Source organism: Rhodococcus sp. KRD175, from assembly GCF_017168275.1.
In the GTDB taxonomy this organism is placed as follows: domain Bacteria; phylum Actinomycetota; class Actinomycetes; order Mycobacteriales; family Mycobacteriaceae; genus Rhodococcoides; species Rhodococcoides fascians.
Map to the genome: position 1 here is coordinate 30,562 of NZ_JABFAQ010000020.1, position 18,736 is coordinate 49,297.

General features: G+C 65.9%; 19 protein-coding genes. 10 read left to right on the forward strand and 9 right to left on the reverse strand.

Features of this window, described 5'->3' with window-relative positions:
- Positions 1 to 81: 81 nt before the first annotated feature.
- Both J1M81_RS23620 and J1M81_RS23625 read right to left on the reverse strand, forming a co-directional pair.
- The gene (locus J1M81_RS23620; protein ID WP_206498959.1) at positions 82 to 1,314 is read right to left on the reverse strand and encodes a PLP-dependent aminotransferase family protein; all 1,233 of its coding nucleotides are present in this window, start codon (positions 1,312 to 1,314) and stop codon (positions 82 to 84) included.
- 140 nt (positions 1,315 to 1,454) lie between these two features.
- A complete protein-coding gene (locus tag J1M81_RS23625; protein WP_027496441.1) occupies positions 1,455 to 2,858 on the reverse strand; it encodes an NAD(P)H-quinone dehydrogenase in 1,404 nt (467 codons plus the stop codon).
- Between the two features lie 181 nt (positions 2,859 to 3,039).
- On the opposite strand from J1M81_RS23625, the gene J1M81_RS23630 reads away from it, so the two are divergent.
- Positions 3,040 to 3,504 carry a gamma-glutamylcyclotransferase gene (locus J1M81_RS23630; protein ID WP_032387045.1) on the forward strand — a complete coding sequence of 155 codons (465 nt, stop codon included), beginning with the start codon at positions 3,040 to 3,042 and terminating at the stop codon, positions 3,502 to 3,504.
- Between the two features lie 13 nt (positions 3,505 to 3,517).
- Here the strand turns inward: J1M81_RS23630 and J1M81_RS23635 are convergent, their stop codons facing one another.
- From J1M81_RS23635 to J1M81_RS23650, 4 genes are all read right to left on the reverse strand, one after another.
- Entirely contained in the window at positions 3,518 to 3,982 is a 465-nt protein-coding gene (locus J1M81_RS23635; RefSeq protein WP_206498960.1) for a TrmO family methyltransferase, read from the reverse strand.
- A 13-nt stretch (positions 3,983 to 3,995) separates the two neighbouring features.
- Complete coding sequence (locus J1M81_RS23640; protein ID WP_206498961.1) at positions 3,996 to 5,159, reverse strand: M20 family metallopeptidase; 1,164 nt, start codon at positions 5,157 to 5,159, stop codon at positions 3,996 to 3,998.
- On the reverse strand, positions 5,156 to 6,331 hold the full coding sequence (locus J1M81_RS23645) for an amidohydrolase (protein ID WP_371831408.1): 1,176 nt from the start codon (positions 6,329 to 6,331) through the stop codon (positions 5,156 to 5,158). Before J1M81_RS23645 ends, J1M81_RS23640 begins: the two co-directional genes overlap by 4 nt.
- 105 nt (positions 6,332 to 6,436) lie before the next feature.
- The gene (locus J1M81_RS23650; RefSeq protein ID WP_032366665.1) at positions 6,437 to 7,141 is read right to left on the reverse strand and encodes an enoyl-CoA hydratase-related protein; all 705 of its coding nucleotides are present in this window, start codon (positions 7,139 to 7,141) and stop codon (positions 6,437 to 6,439) included.
- 85 nt (positions 7,142 to 7,226) lie between these two features.
- Between J1M81_RS23650 and J1M81_RS23655 the strand changes: the two genes are divergently transcribed.
- Complete coding sequence (locus J1M81_RS23655) at positions 7,227 to 8,054, forward strand: purine-nucleoside phosphorylase (RefSeq protein WP_206498962.1); 828 nt, start codon at positions 7,227 to 7,229, stop codon at positions 8,052 to 8,054.
- Positions 8,051 to 9,652 carry a phospho-sugar mutase gene (locus J1M81_RS23660; RefSeq protein ID WP_206498963.1) on the forward strand — a complete coding sequence of 534 codons (1,602 nt, stop codon included), beginning with the start codon at positions 8,051 to 8,053 and terminating at the stop codon, positions 9,650 to 9,652. Before J1M81_RS23655 ends, J1M81_RS23660 begins: the two co-directional genes overlap by 4 nt.
- A 1-nt stretch (position 9,653) precedes the next feature.
- Here the strand turns inward: J1M81_RS23660 and J1M81_RS23665 are convergent, their stop codons facing one another.
- Positions 9,654 to 10,544 (reverse strand): DUF2797 domain-containing protein, encoded by an 891-nt coding sequence (locus J1M81_RS23665; RefSeq protein WP_308051309.1) that lies wholly within the window; start codon positions 10,542 to 10,544, stop codon positions 9,654 to 9,656.
- A gap of 32 nt (positions 10,545 to 10,576) precedes the next feature.
- On the reverse strand, positions 10,577 to 11,200 hold the full coding sequence (gene upp / locus J1M81_RS23670) for a uracil phosphoribosyltransferase (protein WP_027496434.1): 624 nt from the start codon (positions 11,198 to 11,200) through the stop codon (positions 10,577 to 10,579).
- Positions 11,201 to 11,377: 177 nt separating this feature from the next.
- Here upp and J1M81_RS23675 point away from each other — a divergent pair, with 177 nt between their 5' ends.
- The 5 genes from J1M81_RS23675 to J1M81_RS23695 are packed head-to-tail and all read left to right on the forward strand — an operon-like array spanning position 11,378 to position 14,826.
- On the forward strand, positions 11,378 to 11,710 hold the full coding sequence (locus J1M81_RS23675; protein ID WP_080733168.1) for a type VII secretion target: 333 nt from the start codon (positions 11,378 to 11,380) through the stop codon (positions 11,708 to 11,710).
- A gap of 6 nt (positions 11,711 to 11,716) precedes the next feature.
- Entirely contained in the window at positions 11,717 to 12,838 is a 1,122-nt protein-coding gene (locus J1M81_RS23680) for a C40 family peptidase (RefSeq protein WP_206498964.1), read from the forward strand.
- A 42-nt stretch (positions 12,839 to 12,880) separates the two neighbouring features.
- Entirely contained in the window at positions 12,881 to 13,219 is a 339-nt protein-coding gene (locus J1M81_RS23685; protein WP_057474269.1) for a hypothetical protein, read from the forward strand.
- A complete protein-coding gene (locus J1M81_RS23690) occupies positions 13,216 to 13,530 on the forward strand; it encodes a YbaB/EbfC family nucleoid-associated protein (RefSeq protein ID WP_052053775.1) in 315 nt (104 codons plus the stop codon). The genes J1M81_RS23685 and J1M81_RS23690 overlap by 4 nt, the downstream gene beginning before the upstream one ends.
- A 15-nt stretch (positions 13,531 to 13,545) precedes the next feature.
- Positions 13,546 to 14,826 (forward strand): primosomal protein, encoded by a 1,281-nt coding sequence (locus tag J1M81_RS23695; RefSeq protein ID WP_206498965.1) that lies wholly within the window; start codon positions 13,546 to 13,548, stop codon positions 14,824 to 14,826.
- Positions 14,827 to 14,856: 30 nt separating this feature from the next.
- Here J1M81_RS23695 and J1M81_RS23700 read toward each other — a convergent pair whose 3' ends face one another.
- Positions 14,857 to 15,981 (reverse strand): adenosine deaminase, encoded by a 1,125-nt coding sequence (locus J1M81_RS23700; RefSeq protein ID WP_045841980.1) that lies wholly within the window; start codon positions 15,979 to 15,981, stop codon positions 14,857 to 14,859.
- Positions 15,982 to 16,225: 244 nt separating this feature from the next.
- Here J1M81_RS23700 and J1M81_RS23705 point away from each other — a divergent pair, with 244 nt between their 5' ends.
- Positions 16,226 to 17,728: an APC family permease gene (locus tag J1M81_RS23705; RefSeq protein WP_206498966.1), complete on the forward strand. Its 1,503-nt coding sequence runs from the start codon at positions 16,226 to 16,228 to the stop codon at positions 17,726 to 17,728.
- Between the two features lie 19 nt (positions 17,729 to 17,747).
- Positions 17,748 to 18,602: a universal stress protein gene (locus J1M81_RS23710; protein ID WP_206498967.1), complete on the forward strand. Its 855-nt coding sequence runs from the start codon at positions 17,748 to 17,750 to the stop codon at positions 18,600 to 18,602.
- Positions 18,603 to 18,736 lie beyond the last annotated feature (134 nt).

Sequence of the window (18,736 nt, forward strand, 5' to 3'; positions counted from 1 at the left end):
GAAAATTCCTCGCGATGTCTCCCATGTCAGGCTACCGCCCCAGGTCGGCCGAGCGCAGAACCAGCGCAGGCTGGTCGCGGTTCAGCTCCGCCGTGTGATCGACGCATGTGCCGCGCTCAGCCGCCGCACCGCATCGTTCAGCACCTCCGGTGTGGAGCCGGCGAAGCTCAGCCTCAGCGAGTGGCGGAAGCACTCGGCCGACGTGGAGGTTGCAGCGCGCACGAACGCGCTACCCGGCACGAACGCGACGCCGTGCGCGAGCGCCGCAGCGAGCAGCTCGGTGGTATCGGTCCCGTCGCGAAAGGTCGCCCACGCGAACATTCCACCTGTGGGTCGCGAGACGTCCAGCGCCGAACCGAATTCCCCGGACAGAGCGCTCGTCAATGCGTCTGCGCGACAACCGTACTCGCGCCGAAGATCGGTCAGGTGGTCCGCCAGCCACTCGGTGTCGCCCAGCAGGTCGGCCGCCATCAGCTGTGTCAGCGAGGAACCGCACAGATCGGCACCCTGTTTGAGCAGTTCCACCGCCGCGCACACTCGGGGCGGGGCAACGAACCATCCCACGCGCAGAGTCGGCGCCAGGATCTTCGACGCGCTCGACAACCTGACGACCCGATCGCTGTGGCACGCAATCGGCGAAGGAGGCGGTCCGGATTCGATTGTGTCGAACCAGATCTCGCCGTAGGGATCGTCCTCGATGATCCAGAATCCGTACCGGTCGGCCAGGGCCGCCAGTCGGCGACGGCGAGCCTCGGTCATCGTCACGCCGCGGGGGTTGTGAAAGTTGGCGACCGTATGGACCACCGCGGGCCGCAGGCCGGCGAGCAGCCGCGCTTCGAGCTCGTCGACATCCATCCCGCCATCGGTGATGGGGATGGATTCGATCTGTGCCTCGGCAATCGAAAACACCTGCAGCGCTCCGGTATACGCCGGCTCGTCGACCACCACGACGGCACCCGGGTCGATCAGCGCCTGCGCGAGCAGTGTCAGGGCCTGCTGCGATCCGTGCGTCACAACGACGGTGTCAGTCGGAACCGTCACTCCCCCGCGCACGGCGCTCTCTCTGGCGGCGATCACGTTGCGCAGTGTGCGGTGGCCGGGGGTCTCGCAGTACTGCACTGCGTCGGAGTGTCGCAGCACTGCGTCCGCTGCGGCAGCGATGCGGTCGACCGGTATGAGATCTGTGGCCGGTAAACCGCCGGCCAGGCTGATGATCTCGTTGCGAGCGGTCAGGGCCAGAAGGTCGCGGATGGCCGAGCTGTCGAGTGTTGCGGTGCGTCGGGCCAAGCCGGCAGGCGGATGAATCGAAGACACGAAAGAGACTCCAGGGCAGCAGGGACGGGAAGAACGGCCCGCGGATCCGCAGAGTCGAAGAGAGAGCGGACGGGTGTGTCCGCTCTCTCGACTATGTCATGTGCGTCCGAAATATGAAACGCACTTCTCACATTGTGAAATCAGTCCAGGTCGTCGTGCGCCATCAACTGACGCGCGGCCTCGATGACCGAACCCGACAGCGACGGATAGACCGAGAACGTGTTGGCCAGGTCGTTCACCGACAGATTGTTCTGCACGGCCATCGCGATCGGAAGAATCAACTCCGATGCGCTCGGAGCAACCACCACGCCACCGATGACCACACCGGTGGCGGGGCGACAGAAAATCTTGACGAAACCACGCTTGAGACCACTCATCTTCGCTCGCGGGTTGGTCGTCAACGGCAACATCACCGTGCGTGCCGGTACGTCGCCTGCATCGATCGCGGACTGTGCGACGCCGACCGATGCGATCTCGGGCCGCGTGAACACCGCCGACGCCACGGTCTTGAGCTTGATGGGACTGACGGCCTGGCCCAGGGCGTGGTACATCGCGATGCGTCCCTGCATCGCGGCCACCGACGCCAACGGCAGCAGACCCGTGCAGTCACCCGCCGCGTAGATGCCCGCGACCGCGGTACGAGACACGCGGTCGACACGCAGGTATCCACCCTTGTCGAGTTCGATGCCCACCTTTTCGAGTCCGAGACCGGAGGTGTTTGGAACGGAACCGACAGTCATCAGCGCGTGGCTGCCCTCGACGGTGCGCCCGTCGGACAGCGTGACGACGATGCCGTCGTCGGTGCGGACGACCGAGTCTGCGCGGGCATGCTTGACGAGGGTGACGCCACGTTCGTTGAACGCGTCTTCGAGCACCAGGGCAGCGTCCTCGTCCTCGTGCGGGAGGACGCGATCGCGGCTCGATACCGCGGTGACCTTGACGCCCATCTCGGTGTAGGCCGAGACGAACTCGGCACCGGTCACACCGGATCCCACGACGACGAGGTGTTCGGGCAGTGCTTCGAGGTCGTACAACTGACGCCAGTTGAGAATGCGTTCGCCGTCCGGCTCGGCACCCTTGACGACGCGGGGGCGCGCTCCGGTGGCGACGAGGACGACATCGGCGTCGAGAATTCGCTCCTCGCCGTCGGCCAACACCGCCTTGATCTGATGCGAGGCCAATCCGACGTGCGTGTCGATCATCTCGGCGCGACCGGCCAGTATTTCGACGCCCACCGAGGTGACCCGGTGCGCGATGTCGGTGGACTGCGCCTGCGCGAGGCTCTTCACTCGCGAATGAATCTGGGGCAGCGCGACGGCTGCCTGTGATGGGTCGAGTGAGATTCCGAGGTCGCTCGCGCGACGCATCTCGGTGCGAATGCCGGTCGAGGCGATGAACGTCTTCGACGGCACGCAGTCCCACAGAACGCACGCACCACCGATGCCGTCGGAATCGACGAGCGTCACCTGTCCGCCGTGCTGCGCCGCCACCAATGCTGCTTCGTACCCTGCCGGACCACCACCGATGATCACAATCCGGGTCATTGATCCTCTTCTCGCGTGCTGAAATCTTTGTACTGTGTCACGTCAACGGTATTGCAGTGTCCGGTTCCGCGCGTCGGTAAGGCTAGCTTCACTCCACCCGTCGCTCGGCGTACCTGCGACGACGCACCGAAACACCACCACGGGGCGTCAACGGGCGGCGATACGGTTTAGGCTGGCCGACGTGCCAATTTATGCCGCCTACGGATCGAACATGCATCCGGAGCAGATGTTGCAGCGTTGCCCCCACTCACCGCTGTCGGGAACCGGGTGGCTGCACGGGTGGCGCTTGACCTTCGGCGGTGGCGACATCGGCTGGGAGGGCGCGCTCGCCACGATCGTCGAGGACCCGGACTCACAGGTCTTCGTGGTGCTCTACGACGTCTCCGATGAGGACGAGGAGAGCCTGGATCGGTGGGAGGGCTCGGAGCTCGGCATCCACCGCAAGATCCGGCTGCGCATCGAGACCGGAGGCGAGCCGGTCCTGGCGTGGCTCTACGTTCTCGACGCCTACGAGGGTGGCCTACCGTCGGCACGCTACCTCGGAGTCATGGCCGAGGCCGCCGAAATTGCCGGTGCCCCAGCCGAATACGTGCGCGACCTACGCACCAGGAACAGCCGCAACGTAGGACCCGGTACAGCCTCGTAGCCAGAAGGACAGATCAGAAGTAGTTCTTCATCACCGACGCCACCCAAGCCGGCTCGGTCACTTCTTCACGTGTCGGAACCATGGACTGAAGGAACGGCTTGACGTCGAATATCGGTGACCCGTCGATCGCGTCGAGACCGCGGACCCGGATGCGCAGACCTTGGACCTCGACGATCTCGCACCGCGACACTCCGAGGTGATTCGGCCGGTCCTTGACGCGTTGCGCCAAGACGCCAACCCGAGGGAGCGTCGTATCACCGCGGGGGTGGCGCGAGCCGAGTGTCGTCGAGTCCGGATCGCACAGGTGGAACCGATAGACGACCTCGAGGTGAGAGAACTCCTCGAGCCCGAGAGTCGCATCGGCGTCCAGCACGGTCTCGTCCAGTTCGATCACGGACACGACTTCACCCCAGTTGTCGTCCACCACCTCTGCGCGATCGGAGCGAACGACCCCGATCGGTGAGACCGCGAAATCCACGGTTACCCCTCCGCTAGTTCGGGTCCAATGCGATTCCGGTCATCACTTTCACACCCACGGCCAAGGCTCGCTCGTCGAGGTCGAATGTCGGCTGATGGATGTCGAGTTGCGGACCGGTCCCCGACCACACGCCCAGTCGGGCCATCGCTCCCGGCACGTTCTCCAAGTACCACGAGAAGTCCTCGCCACCACCGGACTGCGCGGTGTCGGCCAACGCCGCCGGCCCCACTCGGCCGATGGCCTTTTCGAAGGTGGCCGTGGACGCCGGGTCGTTCACCACAGGCGGTACGCCGCGACGGTAGTGCAGCTCGAAGCGCACCCCGGTCGGTGCCAGCAGACCGGTGACGATCTCGGAAACGAGCGGCTCGAGCAGCGCCCACGTTTCGTGGTCGCCGGTCCGTACTGTTCCGGTGAGCATGCCGGTCTGCGGAATGGCGTTGGGGGCCTGCCCCGCCACGACCGCGCCCCAGACCATCACTGTGCTGGTTCGCGGATCGATTCGTCTGCTCAACATGCCGGGCAGCCCGGTGATGACGGTGCCCAACGCGTAGACCAGATCGGTCGTCAGATGCGGCCTCGACGTGTGCCCGCCCGGCGAGTCCAGACGCAATTCGACGGTGTCGGCGGCGGAGGTGATGGCCCCGACACGCACTCCCACCTGCCCCACCTCGAGCCGAGGATCGCAGTGCAACGCGAAAATCTTCGACACCCCGTCGAGCGCACCCGCGGCAACGGCGTCGAGTGCACCGCCCGGCATGACCTCCTCGGCAGGTTGGAAGATCAGCCGAACGCCATGTTGCAGGTCCGGCAGCGACGCCAGCGCGAGTCCGGTCGCCAGCAGCACCGTGGTGTGCGCATCGTGCCCGCACGCGTGGGACACGCCGGGAACCGTCGACGTGTACGGCGCACCGGTGATCTCCTGCAGCGGCAACGCGTCCATGTCCGCGCGCAGTGCGACGCGTGGGCCGTCGGGACCGATATCGCAGATCAAGCCCGTGCCACCGGGCAGAGGTTTGGGTGACAGGCCTGCCGCCGAGAGCTGCTCCATGACGAACGCCGTCGTAGCGAATTCACGACGGGCCAGTTCCGGATGGGCGTGAATGTGCCGACGCCACAGGGACAGATCTTCTGTGTGAGCCTGAATCCACCGATCGATCGCGGCTTCACGTGAACTCATCGCTGCGCCGCCGATCGAGCGTTCACACCGTCGAGCAGACGCGCCCGGGTCTGTGGATCGGCTGCGGCGCGAGCGGCCGTTCCGGCGAGGGCGAGAGCACCGTCGAGCAGTGCACGATCGGCGGACTCGGTGACACACGCGGCGGCGAACTCCGGTTGATGCGTCACCGCCCCTCCGGCATCGAGGCCGACGACGGGGTGGATTCCGGGTAGAACATTCGTCACGTTTCCCATGTCAGTGCTGCCCAACGGGCGAAATCCTTCCAAATCCGGCGCCAAGGGCGACCGTCCCAATGATTCGATTTCCTGACGAAATGCCGCCACCAGCCACGAATCCGGGGTCAGGGCCGAGTATGTCGGCGACACCGTGCGGATTTCGTGTGTGCATCCGGTGGCAATGGCACCCGCCTCGAAACAGGCGAACGTCTTCTTCGTCAGCGCCTCGAGTGACTCGGTGCTGTTCGCGCGAAGATAGTAGAGCAATTCGGCATGTCCGGGCACGATGTTCGGCGCGACGCCGCCGTCGCTGACGATGCCGTGCAGTTGCTGGCCGGGCGAGAGGTGCTGCCGAATGAGCCCGAGCGCCACCTGTGCGACGGTGACGGCATCGCCCGCGTTGATTCCCCACTCGGGGGCGGCCGACGCATGGGCAGCGCGGCCGGTGAATTTGACGGCAACGTCGGCCAATGCCAGCGACGTCGCGCCCACGATGTCGAACGGGCCCGGATGCACCATCAGTGCGGCACCGATGTCGTCGAAGACGCCGCGCTCGAGCATCAGGACCTTGCCACCGCCCGTTTCCTCGGCAGGGGTGCCGAGCACTCGGACCGTGATGCCGAGCGCATCGGCCACCGGCGCGAGCGCCAGGGCGGCAGCCACCGCGGACGCGGCGATGATGTTGTGGCCGCAGGCATGACCGATCTCGGGCAACGCGTCGTACTCCGCGCAGATTCCGATCACGAGCTCGCCGCTACCCACCGACGCGGTGAATGCGGTGTCGATGCCGGCGACCCCGGATTCGATCTCGAAATGGTGGGCGCGAAGCGTGTCGAGGACCTTCGCAACGCTGCGGTATTCCTCGAACGCCAGTTCCGGTTCTGCGTGAATCGAGTGCGACAGCGCAACCACTTCGTCGGTTGCGTGAGCGAGCGCGCGGCCGATCTCCTCGCCCACGGCGGCACTGTTCGGTTCGTCGATCACGAGAGACAGTGTGTCACTAGCGCGGCGGCGTGTCGGAACGGCTGTGCCGACTCCGAGCCCGAACAGTGCCGGACGAGGCTAGTTGCCGAAGCTGAAGTTGCTGTCGTCCGTCGGCGTCGTCAGCGCAGCGAGCAGGTCCACGTGCATCCGACTCTTGATGCCGGCCAGGTTCGCTCCCCGGGTGCTGGTCAGCGCCGCCGCCTTGGCAACGGCGTCGGAGACCACCGATTCCTCGGACGCGGTGGCCTCGACGATTCCTGCGGCCACCGCATCGGCCCCGCCGTAACGACGGCCGGTCAGCATCGCCTCGACGGCGGTCTGCTTGGGCAGCCTGGAGTTGATCAGGGCAGACATGCCGACGGTGAACGGCATGTTGAGGTTGACCTCCGGCAGGCAGTAGAAGCCTCGGTCTGCGCGCTGGATGCGGAAATCCTGCGATGTTGCGAACATCGCGCCGGCACCGAACGCATGGCCCTGCACCGCTGCGACCGTGGGCATCGGGAACGCCAGCAGCCGCGTGTAGAGCGTGTGCACGCGGTCGAGGTACCAGGTGATCCGGTCCAGGTTCGCGAACAGCCAATCGGTATCGAGTCCGTTGCTGTAGAACTTGCCTGCCGAGGTGGTGACCAGCGCGGCCGGACCGGTCGATGCCTCGACCTCGTCGAGCAGTGCATGGACGGCATCTATCCAGTCGGGGTGGAACCTGTTCTCTGGATTGCCCGCGCCCTCCTGGGCACCGAGGAACAAGATGTGGACATCACCGTCGCGTTCGAGATAAGGCATGCAGCGGATACTACTCGGCGGTAACTTCCCGGTCGCACCGTCTCGGTTCCACATCCACCGCAGCGATCTCATACTGTTGTTCATCGTGGCAACTTCCGACGCACGAGCAACCGATCCCGTGACCGATCCCGATGCGGCGGCGCGCACCGCCGCCGATGCTCTCGCTGCAGCGACCGGCATCGACACCCATACCGTCGCCATCGTCCTCGGCTCCGGCTGGCAGGCGGCCGCAGATGTCTTCGGCTCCCCCACCGCGACCGTGCGCATGGCCGATCTCCCCGGCTTCGCGCCGCCGTCCGCGTCGGGCCACTCCGGCACGATCACCTCGATGGACGTGGGCGGAACCCACACTCTGTTACTTCAGGGCCGTACGCACGCCTACGAGGGCCACGACCTCCGACGCGTCGTGCACCCGGTGCGCACCGCGATCGCGGCAGGCGCGACGACCGTCGTCCTCACCAACGCCGCCGGCGGCATCCGTGAAGGCATGAGCGTCGGCCAACCCGTTCTGATTTCCGATCACCTCAACCTGACCGCCCGTTCGCCGCTCGTCGGCGCCGAATTCGTCGATCTCGTCGGTGCCTACTCACCCGAACTCCGCGCTCTCGCGGCCGAGATCGATCCGTCTCTCGAGGACGGCGTCTACGCGGGACTGCCGGGCCCTCACTACGAGACGCCTGCCGAAATCAAGATGCTGCGCACGTTCGGTGCAGATCTGGTGGGCATGTCGACGGTGCACGAGACGATCGCCGCCCGTGCAAAGGGTGCTCGCGTGCTGGGAATTTCGTTGGTCACCAACCTCGCTGCCGGCATGACCGGAGAACACCTCGATCATTCCGAAGTGCTCGCTGCGGGCAAGGATTCGGCAGCTCGGATGGGCGCTCTGCTGCACGAGTTGGTCACCCGGCTGTGATCGAGGATCTCACCGAACGCGTGCAACGCTGGATCGCGGGAGATCCCGATCCGGCGAGCCGCGACGAACTCGACGGCCTCTCCGATTCCGAACTCGCGGACCGATTCAGCGGTCCGTTGACCTTCGGCACCGCCGGTCTCCGAGGGCCGGTGCGCGCCGGCCCGAACGGCATGAACGTCGCCGTGGTCGTGCGAGCAACCGCCGGTATCGCAGCGTGGTTGCTCGGGCAGGGCCTCGGCGGATCCACGGTCGTGGTGGGCCGTGACGCGCGCACCGGTTCGGAACAGTTCGCCTTCGCGGCGGCGGAAACGTTGGCTGCGCAGGGATTTTCGGTGGTCCTTCTGCCTCGACCACTCCCCACGCCCGTTGTCGCCTTCGCCGTACGGGCGCTCGATGCCGAGCTGGGGGTGCAGATCACCGCATCGCACAACCCGGCCGCCGACAACGGGTACAAGGTGTATCTGCGGGGCGGGTCGCAGTTGGTTCCGCCGAGCGATACCCAGATCGAGGCGCTCATCGACGCCAGTGCAGATGCAGTCGACGTGCCTCGCACAGCCGTCGAGCCCAGCGGCTCGGACATCGCGTCGCGCTACCTCGATTCGGTTGTGAGACTGCCCCGTTCGAGATCACGCGATGTTCGTATCGCCCTGACCGCACTGCACGGCGTCGGCGGAGAACTCGCCGTGGCGGCACTGCGCGGCGCTGGGTTCCGCGACATCCGGGTGGTCGAGGAGCAGTTCGAGCCCGATCCGTCCTTCCCGACGGTGACCTTCCCCAACCCGGAAGAGCCGGGTGCTGCGGACGCGGTTCTCGCGCTGGCGGCCGAGACCGACGCCGACCTCGCCGTCGCACTCGACCCCGATGCCGATCGCTGCGCAGTCGGAGTCCGAGACGCTCACGGTTGGCGGATGCTGACCGGGGACGAAACCGGCGCTCTGCTGGCCGACTACCTGCTGCGTGACGCGCCGCCCGGCTCACTGGTGGCCAATACCATCGTGTCCTCGCAGCTGCTCTCGGCACTGGCACCGGCCCGCGGCGCGCGCTATGCCCGCACACTGACCGGTTTCAAATGGCTCGTGCGCGCCGGAGACGGCCTCGTGTACGCCTACGAAGAAGCGATCGGTCACTGCGTAGATCCGAATGTGGTGCGGGACAAGGACGGGATTTCTGCCGCCGTCGTACTGGCGGACCTCGCGGCAGCGCTGAAGCAGGACGGACGCACGCTACTCGACGTACTCGACGACCTCGCCGTCGAATTCGGAGTCCACAGCGGTGCGCAGGTGTCGCGCCGAGTGCAGGATCTCACCGACATCGGGGACATGATGCGCCGGTTACGCAGCACGCCGCCGACGGAGCTGGCGGGACGCACGGTGACCGTCATGGACTACGCCGACCGGGACGACGAGTTGCGCACCGACGCAGTCGAAATCGCGGGATCCGGACTCCGGGTCATCGTGCGACCGTCCGGGACCGAACCCAAGCTCAAGGCGTACCTCGAGGTCGTCGAGCCCGTCTCGGACCGGCAGGATCTGGCAAGGGCGAGAGCGACGGCGTACGAACTCCTGGCCCAGCTCTCCGCGTTCGCAAAAGAGCTGTAACTCAGAACAGTGCCGACTGCACCGCAGGCAGATCGGACGAGAAGGCACCGAGTTCGATGCGCCGACCCTTCAATGCCGCCAGATCCGCGACGTAGGTCTGCTCGTCGACCGAGGCGATCACCGCCTGCCCGACGCATGTCCTGATCTGCAGTCCATGAGAGCCGGTTGCGACATCGGCGGGGTAGGCAACCCGAGTATCGTTTTCGCTCAATGTTTCCCGCCCCGCAGGCGGAGTCCACCGCTCCGCGATCGGCCGACATCCGCCGATCGCGGCGTCGGTCAACAGCTGACGGACCTGCTCCGCACGCGCGGCAGTGCCTGCCTCCAACCGGTCGAGATCGAGTGGCACGCACAGCGATGCTGCCTTCGTCGCCGACCGTACGGCCTGCCGTAGTCCGAGCCTTTCGGTCACCAGGTCCTCGGCGACACGCACGGCCTTGCCGTCGTCCGCGTACGCGACGTACTGCGCACAGATAGCCCCCTGCTCGGCCAGCCGACCCCATTTGCGAGTCTGCGCGGCTGTCCCGATCTTGAAGGTGCCGTTGGCAAATGCCGCCAGGTAGAGCCAATGCGGTGCCATGACATGCTTTTCCAGATCGCGGGAGACGAATCCGCTGCGGTGCACGGTATGGACGAAACGAAACACGTCCTTGTCCGCGCACCGTGCGCACTGGCTCGACCCGACGGCCGGCTCTCGGCCCGGGCACGGAACGTACCGCGGCGGCCCGTCCGCAGTGAATGCCGTTCGGCCCGTGCAGTATCGGTCTGCCGCACCGCCGAGAGCGCGGTAGCTCAGTGTGTTACCCACCAGCTCCTGAAACTCGACCTGCTCGGCCTCGATGTCGAGCAGGCGCAACCGCGGGGTGTCAGGACCGGCGGAGGGCCAGGACACCCCGAGCGCGAGCAGGGTTGCACCGGAGCGAATCAGCGGGGCCCGAACTGACGGTCGCCCGCGTCGCCGAGGCCCGGGACGATGAAGGCATTGTCGTTGAGTCCGTCGTCGATGCTCGCGGCAACGAGTCGCACCGGGAGTCCCGATGCTTCGAGCGCTGCGACGCCTTCGGGGGCGGCCACGACGCAGATGGCAGTGACATCGGTTGCGCCGCGTCCGACGAGCAGCTCGATCGTGTGCACCATCGATCCGCCGGTCGCCAGCATGGGGTCGAGCACATAGACCGGAGTCTGGGACAGGTCGTCGGGCAGGGACTCCATGTAGGGCACCGGCTGATGCGTCTGCTCGTCCCTGGCCATCCCGACGAACCCGACGCGAGACTGTGGAATCAGACCGCTCGCCTTCTCCACCATGCCGAGACCGGCACGCAGTACGGGCACGAGCAGCGGCGGACGAGCCAACCGGGTGCCCTGGGTGACTGCGACGGGAGTACGTACCTCGAACGTGTCGATGTCGGCGTCCCTGGTGGCCTCGTACACCAGCATGTGGGTGAGCTGGCGGAGCGCAGTGCGGAACGTGGCGTTGTCGCTCCGCTCGTCCCGCATGGTGGTGAGCAGGGCGGCGGCCAGTGGGTGGTCGACCACGTGTGTATCCATGTCTCACAGGATAAGGCCCAGCACCATGAGGCCCCACACGATGAGCCCCAGCGGAGGAGATCGCCGAGACGCACGGTGAACGGCAAGTCGTGGGAACCGATGTGCCCGCAGTCGCGTCGAACCAGTTGGGCGTCGTATTCGGCGACTGCGCGAACGCACGCGATTTCAGGGGGACTCATGGACGAACTCGTCGTCGAGACCGAGGGGGTGCTCGCCTACGGTGCGGCTGCGTCGACCATGGCCGAGCAGATCGCGGCGGCCGGTGCTGCCGCCGCTGCCTGCGGGCCCGCCGTGTTGGCGCCGGTGTTCGGCCTGATCGGGCAGGAATTTCTGGCCACGGTGACCGGAACCCATCTGGCGCATACCGATGCGGTCGTTCGCCTGGCGGGAGCGGTGGCGAGCCTCGGTTCTGCGGCCGCCGATGCTGCGGTGTCGTACGCCCGCACCGACGACGCAACCGGGGCGGCCGTCACGGCCCACTCTGCCGGTCGCGCACCGGACGCTCGGTAAGCGGCGATGATCGATCTACTCTCTCGCCCCATCGTCGAGCTGCTCGGTGCCTTCGGCGGCGGTACCGTTCCCTCCGGAGGCCCCGCGGACGTGTTGCGACTGTCGTCGGCTGCGATCGAGGCCGCCCAGGGAATCGGCCGCATCGCGATCACCGAACTTGCTTCGAACTGGAACGGCGACGCCGCGGACGCAGCACTTCGGTACGCCGAGAACGCTCATGCGAGTGCTCTGGCCCTTGCCGATCACGCGGACGATATCGCCGCCGTCGTCGATCGGGCATGTCGGGATACCGGGCAGGGTTTCGTCGAACTACAGGCAATAGTGCAGTCGTTCGTGGGCATCGCCCTTTCCGCAGGACCGATCATCGCCACCCCGATGGGGCAGACGATGCTGATCTCGGCCGCGATCGAGCACCTCGAGCGCGCTCTGGCGGTGGTTGCGCGCGTGCGCGCCGAACTGGCCGTGCACGCTGCGACAGCCGGCGAGCTGGCCTCCCCACCCGCGGTCCCCGCACCCATCGACTCCGGCCCGGCAGCGGTGCCGGGCTCGCCCTCGAACCTGATGACCTCACCTGCAACGGCTCAGGTGATCGAGACCGGGGAGAAGCTGGCGAAGACGTTCGCGCAGTCGCTCTCACAAACCGGCGGCACGCCGGACTCCCCCGGAGCCGGTGGAGCACAGCACTTCTTGGGCAATTCGGCGATGGATTCACCCCGCGCCGGGGACGCCGGCCGAGGAGTAGAGGTGCGATTGCCCGACGGGAGCACCGTCACCGCCCCCAACGCCGAAGCCGCAGGTGCCGTTCGCAGCGCGTTGACGCAGCAGGGCGTCCCCTACGCGTGGGGCGGTACGACGCCGGGCACCGGACTGGACTGCAGTGGGTTGACCCAATGGGCGTACGCACAGCAGGGCGTCGACATCCCCCGGCTGGCGCAGGAACAGGACATCGGCTCGTCGGTCGCGGCCGGTGACGTACAGCCCGGCGATCTCGCGGTGTGGGACGGCCACGTAGCGATGGTCATCGGCAACGGCCAGCTCGTCGAGGCGGGAGACCCGGTGCAGGTAGGACCGATCAGAACGACCAACAGCGACATGGCATTCAAGGGCTTCTACCGCCCGACCCAGTAACGGTCGGACCGAACGAGAGGCAGACCGAATGAGAGGAAGTCGATGACGGACGCGAACACCACCGTCGTCAGCGCGGTATCGGCAACTCGATCCGGCTCGGTATCCGTTCGCGCCACCGAGCATGGAGTGCCGATCGCAATCGCTATCGATGAACGTGAACTACGTTACGGGGGAACAGCATTGGCGTCGACGATCCTGGATCGATGCACGCGGGCGACCACAGCCGCTCGGGCACAGCGCCGAATCCGGTTGGCCGAGGACGGGGTTCCCGCCGACATCCTCGATCGCCTGGGTCTGCCGACCGACGCCCGAGTGGCCGCCGACGCGAACGACGATCTGGCCCAGGATCCGGCACCCACGAGTTGGTTGCGACCGGTATGACCCACTCTCACCCCACCGATCTCGACACCGTGATCGACAAAGCCCGACACCGGCTCGACGGATTGCGTGAGACACAGGAGCGCGTCGACCACATCAGGATTCGAGTGGCCTCGCCCAACGGGCTCGTGACCGTCGTCGCGGACGGTACCGGGGCCATGGTCGGCCTCGATCTCGCGGAGGATCTCGGATCGGTGACTGCCCGCGAACTCGCGTCGACCATCGTTCTCACAGCCGCCGAGGCGGCGTCCGCAGCGTTGGACCAGCGCGAGACCATCTTGCAAAGTCTGCAGGCTTCGTTCACAGACTCCTGAGATAGGCTTCGCGCCATGGCTGGAGACATCATCCCGATCGAACTCGGTCTGACCGCCGGTGACTTCTCGACTCTGTGGGCACCGGAGTGGCGAGAAGGCGACGACGAATGGGAGGCATTCCTCGGACACGAGGAAGATCTCTACGGATTCGCCACGGTTGCCGAGCTCGCCGCATTCGTCCGATCCGACGACGACAACGACCTCGTCGACCACCCGTCGTGGCCGGTGGTGTCCGCTCTCGCGGCCCACGAACTCGAGCCCGACGAGCTGCATCGGTTCGACCTCGTCGCAGTCCCCGAGTTGGTGGCTGCAGACCCCGAAGCCGACGTTCTCGCCGAACTGCAGGCCACCTTCGACATTGTCTCGTCCATCGGTGATGTCTGCGAACTACGGCCCGTCACAAGCTTTTTCGGAACCAATCCGTTCGTTGGAGCGGTGGCCGGTGGCGTCGAGAACTTTCTCGGCCGTGAAGGTGCCGAGCTGTGGGACCGCATCGGCGCAGCAGTGGCGAAGCATTGGGACGAAGTCCTCGACGCAGTCGATTCCATCGTGACCTCCCCCGACGTCGACAGCGCCGCCGTTGCCGTCGCCGACGCGGAGATCACCGCGGCTGCGGAGAACGCCGTCGATGCAGACGACGCAACGGACGACATCGACGACGACACCGAGGACGAAGAGTCCGGCGACGACGCAGAGAGCGACGAGGACGACGTCGACCGAGATCCCATCGCCGCTGCCGCGGCGGAGGAGACGTTCTGGACCACCGTCGGTATCGATCCCATTCGCATCATCACGTCCGACGACACGCTGTACACCCTGCGGTGCTACCTCGGCGACAAGCCCGTCTTCCTCGGCCGCGGTGGCGCCATCAGCGTGTTCGGGTCCGAGCGGTCGCTGGCTCGCTATCTCGCCGACGATCACGATCACGATCTGGCGCAGGTCAGCACCTACTCCGATGTTCAGACCGCCGCGATCGACGGCTCCCTGGACATCACGATCACCGACGACAACGTCTACGTACTGCCCGGACTCGCCGACGACCTTGCCGACGGGCCCACCGCGGTGGACGTCGACCAGCTCGATCTTGCCGTCGAATTGTTCACCGATGCAGCCGATTTCGCCGGCGACAGCTCGGTGGACGAGGCCCTCGCCACGTCCACACCGTTGGGCTGGTACGTCTCGTACACCCTCGAGCCCAGTCCCGATCGGCTGGCCCCGAGCGCACCGTTCGACGTCGAGGCCGAGGCCTGGCGCGCCCTCGAGCGGGAGTTCGAGAGCCGTCTCCGCAAGAAGTAGGGCGTTCCCGTCCGGCCGCGCGCTCGCTCGTCAGCCGATCAGCACCGCGTAACCGGGCTTGATGACGTCGTCGATCAACGCCAATCGCTCGTCGAACGGCAGGAATGCGGACTTCATCGCATTGATGGTGAATCGCTCGAGGTCACTCCACCCGTAGCCGAACGTATCCACCAGTTTGACCATTTCTCGGCTCATCGAGGTGTCGCTCATCAATCGGTTGTCGGTGTTCACGGTGACGCGAAACCGCAGTCGTGCGAGCAGATCGAAGGGGTGCGTCGCCAACGATTCGACGGCACCGGTCTGCACGTTGGAACTGGGGCACAACTCCAGAGGCATCCTGGTGTCGCGGACGTACGCGGCCAACAGACCGAGTGACGGCGTGCCGTCGGAGTTCGTGGTGATGTCGTCGGTGATCCGCACTCCGTGTCCGAGCCGGTCGGTCCCGCAGAACGCCACTGCTTCCTGGATGGACGGCAGACCGAAGGCCTCGCCCGCGTGAATAGTGAAGTGCGCGTTGCTGGCTCGCATGTATTCGAAGGCGTCGAGATGGCGGCTGGGAGGAAAGCCCGCCTCGGCCCCGGCGATGTCGAAGCCCACCACCCCGCGGTCACGGAAACGCACCGTCAGTTCCGCTATCTCTCGTGAACGTGCGGCGTGCCGCATGGCCGTCAGCAGGGTGCCTATGGTGATGTTCTTGCCCCGAACCTTGGCTGCGGAAATGCCCGCCTCGAAACCGGCGAGGGTGTGGGTGACGACCTCATCGAGGGTCAGCCCGCGTTCGAGGTGCTGTTCCGGCGCGAAGCGCACCTCGGCGTACACGACGCCGTCGTCGGCCAGATCCTCGGCGCACTCGCGCGCCACCCTGAACAACCCCTCGGGGGTTTGCATGACGGCCACGGTGTGCGCGAAGGTCTCGAGGTAGCGCTCGAGCGATCCGCTGTCCGCTGCGTCGCGGAACCACTCCCCCAGAGCGGCACCGTCGGTCGCGGGTAACCCGTCGTATCCGCATTCGTCGGCCAGTTCGAGCACGGTCTGCGGTCGGAGTCCGCCGTCGAGATGATCGTGGAGCAACGCCTTCGGAGCCGACCTGATGGACGCGAGATCGAGTGGCGCACTGCCACCGATCGAGGACTGAGTGTTCTCCGCGGTGCTCATGTGTCGACGGTAGCGCGCGTCGTGCGCGGACGCGCGCCTGTCATCGCCACTCGGCGAGTCCGCGGATTCCCCCGACGTCCGCCACTTCCGCGACCTATTTCGTTGCATTGTTACTCCGATGAAAACTATTCCGTCGATACACAGCGAATCGGCGACGGAAATCGTAGTGTTCATCCATCACACGCGACCGATTCTGTCGGGTCCCCTTCCGACGCCTCGGTCGACTCGAACCTCGGAGAGACCTATGTCGATTGCGGAACCGCCCAACACCATTCCGGGCAAGGGACTCAACACCGGCGCGCTCGGGTTGGTCGGCAACATCGTCATCGGACTGTCGGCGGTGGCCCCGGCCTACAGTCTCGCCGCCACCCTCGGCTACGTCGTTCTGGCCGTCGGCGACAAAGCACCGTCGATGTTTCTCATCGCCTTCGTTCCGATGTTGCTCACCGCCTTCGCCTACCGCGAGCTCGGGCGCGACACACCTGATTGCGGGACGTCGTTCACCTGGGGTACCAAGGCCTTCGGGCCCTGGGTCGGTTGGATGGCCGGGTGGGGGCTGGCCGTCTCGGCGATCATCGTGCTGGCCAACGTCGCCGAGATCGCAGCCATCTACCTGTTCGAGTTCCTCGGCCTGTCGGACTTGGCGGAGTCGACCGCGGCCAAGGTCGCCCTCGGTTCGTTCTTCATCGTCGCGATGACCTACGTGAGTTTTCGCGGCATCCTCATCAGCGAACGCATGCAGAACGTGTTGCTGGTCGTCCAGTTCGGCGTACTCATCGGAGTGTCGGTGACGGCACTGGTCAAGGCGGGGACGGGTACGGCCGGTCCGCAGGCCATCACGCCGCAATGGAGCTGGTTGGTGCCCACCGGGGTGACGATGTCCGACGCGGCCCAGGCCATCATCCTGTGCATCTTCATCTACTGGGGATGGGATGCCTGCCTTGCCGTCGGCGAGGAAACGAAGGACTCGGAGAAGACGCCGGGACGGGCCGCAGTGATCACGACGCTGATTCTCGTCGCGACCTACGTGCTCGTCGGATACGCCGTGCAGTCGTTCGCCGGGTTCGGAGACACGGGTATCGGTCTGAACAACCCGGACAACGTCGATGATGTGCTCACCATTCTCGGCGATCCGGTCGCCGGCTCGATCGTCGCGTCGCTGCTGCTGTTGACGGTGTCCATCTCGGCGCTGTCCTCTACACAGACGACCATCCTGCCCACGGCCCGCGGAACACTGTCGATGGCTGTGTACGAGGCAATCCCCAAGCGGTTCGCCAGCGTGCACCCCAAGTACATGACGCCCGGCTTCGGCACGCTCGTGATGGGTGCCGCAGCCCTGATGTTCTACCTGGTACTCACCTTCGTCAGCGCCAATGCGCTGCAGGATTCGGTGGCATCGCTCGGGCTCGCGGTCGCGTTCTACTACGGCATCACCGCATACGCGTGCACCTGGTACTTCCGTCGGACACTGTTCTCGTCCGCCCGAAACCTGTTCATGCGCGGCATCTTTCCACTTCTTGGTGGGCTGTCCATGACGTGGGCGTTCGTGCAGAGCGCAGTCGACATGATCAAGCCCGACTACGGTTACACCGTCTACGGTCCGATCGGCGGAGTGTTCGTCCTCGGTGTCGGCATGCTGGTACTCGGAATCCCACTGATGCTGCTGTGCTTCGTGGGTAACAAGGATTTCTTCCAGGGCAAGACACTCACCGCGTCCACCGAAGTCAAGGTTCCGGACACTTACTAGAAGAGAAGGACCGAAACTCATGAAGATCACCGTCGGCTACCTCGCCACCCCCAGCGGCGACGACGGCGTAGCCCTGGCCACCGCCCTCGCCCGCGCCCTCGACGCGTCCATCGACATCGTGCTGGTCATGGCCGTCGACGAACCTGTCATGGAAGGCAGTGGACCGTATCGAAAGATCCTCGAGGCCAAGGCAAAGGGCTGGGTGGACGACGCGGCCGCCCAGGTCCCGTCGGGTATCGAGGTGACCACGCACGTGCTCAGCCACGAGTCGTTCGCCCGCGCCCTGATCGACTTCGCCGTGAACTCCGATGCCGACATGATCGTTGTCGGCGGTGCCAGTGACGGCCTGCTGAACCGACATTCGATCGGCTCGGTCGCCGGTCAGCTTCTGCACGCCTCGGAAGTTCCGTTGGCACTTGCCCCTCGGGGTTACCGGCTCTCCAGCGCACCGATCACCGATCTCACCGTCGCCGTCCCCACCCGGTCATCCGCGCCGAACCCGTTGCCGTTCGCTTTCACTCTCGCCAGCGCTGCGCACGTGCCTCTTCGATTGGTCTCGCTGGTCTCTCTGGAATCGACCGGAACCCCGAGCGACGAGACTTCACTGGACACGCGTCGACGGCAAGTCGCTGCCGCACAGGAGAATCTGGAACTCGCGGCCCGCACCCTCCCCGGCATCGAGGGCCTGGAATCCGTGGTGGCCGACGGGTCGACACTGGACGAGGCCGTGGGCAACCTCGAATGGAAGCCGGGCGATGTGATGTTGCTCGGCTCGAGTCGGCTGGCGACCCCCAAGCGGGTGTTCCTGGGCTCGAGTGCCGCCAAGATTCTGCGTGCTGCCCCGGTGCCGGTGGTCGTCGTTCCGCACGAGTGAGCGGCTTCGCCGCATGTGATGCTCCTATGAGTGTCAAGTGGCAGTTTTCTGGGTGAGATGTTGGAACATTTCGCGGGCGACGGCTCGCTTGAGGCAGCGGATGATGTCGCGTTTGCTCTTGCCTTCAGCGAGTC

Coding starts and splice junctions, on each gene's coding strand:
- J1M81_RS23625 (WP_027496441.1), bottom strand. CDS start 2,858: ATGACCCGGATTGTGATCATCGGTGGTGGTCCGGCAGGGTACGAAGCA.
- J1M81_RS23695 (WP_206498965.1), top strand. CDS start 13,546: ATGGCTGGAGACATCATCCCGATCGAACTCGGTCTGACCGCCGGTGAC.
- J1M81_RS23685 (WP_057474269.1), top strand. CDS start 12,881: ATGACGGACGCGAACACCACCGTCGTCAGCGCGGTATCGGCAACTCGA.
- J1M81_RS23690 (WP_052053775.1), top strand. CDS start 13,216: ATGACCCACTCTCACCCCACCGATCTCGACACCGTGATCGACAAAGCC.
- J1M81_RS23705 (WP_206498966.1), top strand. CDS start 16,226: ATGTCGATTGCGGAACCGCCCAACACCATTCCGGGCAAGGGACTCAAC.
- J1M81_RS23650 (WP_032366665.1), bottom strand. CDS start 7,141: ATGCCTTATCTCGAACGCGACGGTGATGTCCACATCTTGTTCCTCGGT.
- J1M81_RS23700 (WP_045841980.1), bottom strand. CDS start 15,981: ATGAGCACCGCGGAGAACACTCAGTCCTCGATCGGTGGCAGTGCGCCA.
- J1M81_RS23675 (WP_080733168.1), top strand. CDS start 11,378: ATGGACGAACTCGTCGTCGAGACCGAGGGGGTGCTCGCCTACGGTGCG.
- J1M81_RS23640 (WP_206498961.1), bottom strand. CDS start 5,159: ATGAGTTCACGTGAAGCCGCGATCGATCGGTGGATTCAGGCTCACACA.
- J1M81_RS23680 (WP_206498964.1), top strand. CDS start 11,717: ATGATCGATCTACTCTCTCGCCCCATCGTCGAGCTGCTCGGTGCCTTC.
- J1M81_RS23710 (WP_206498967.1), top strand. CDS start 17,748: ATGAAGATCACCGTCGGCTACCTCGCCACCCCCAGCGGCGACGACGGC.
- upp (WP_027496434.1), bottom strand. CDS start 11,200: ATGGATACACACGTGGTCGACCACCCACTGGCCGCCGCCCTGCTCACC.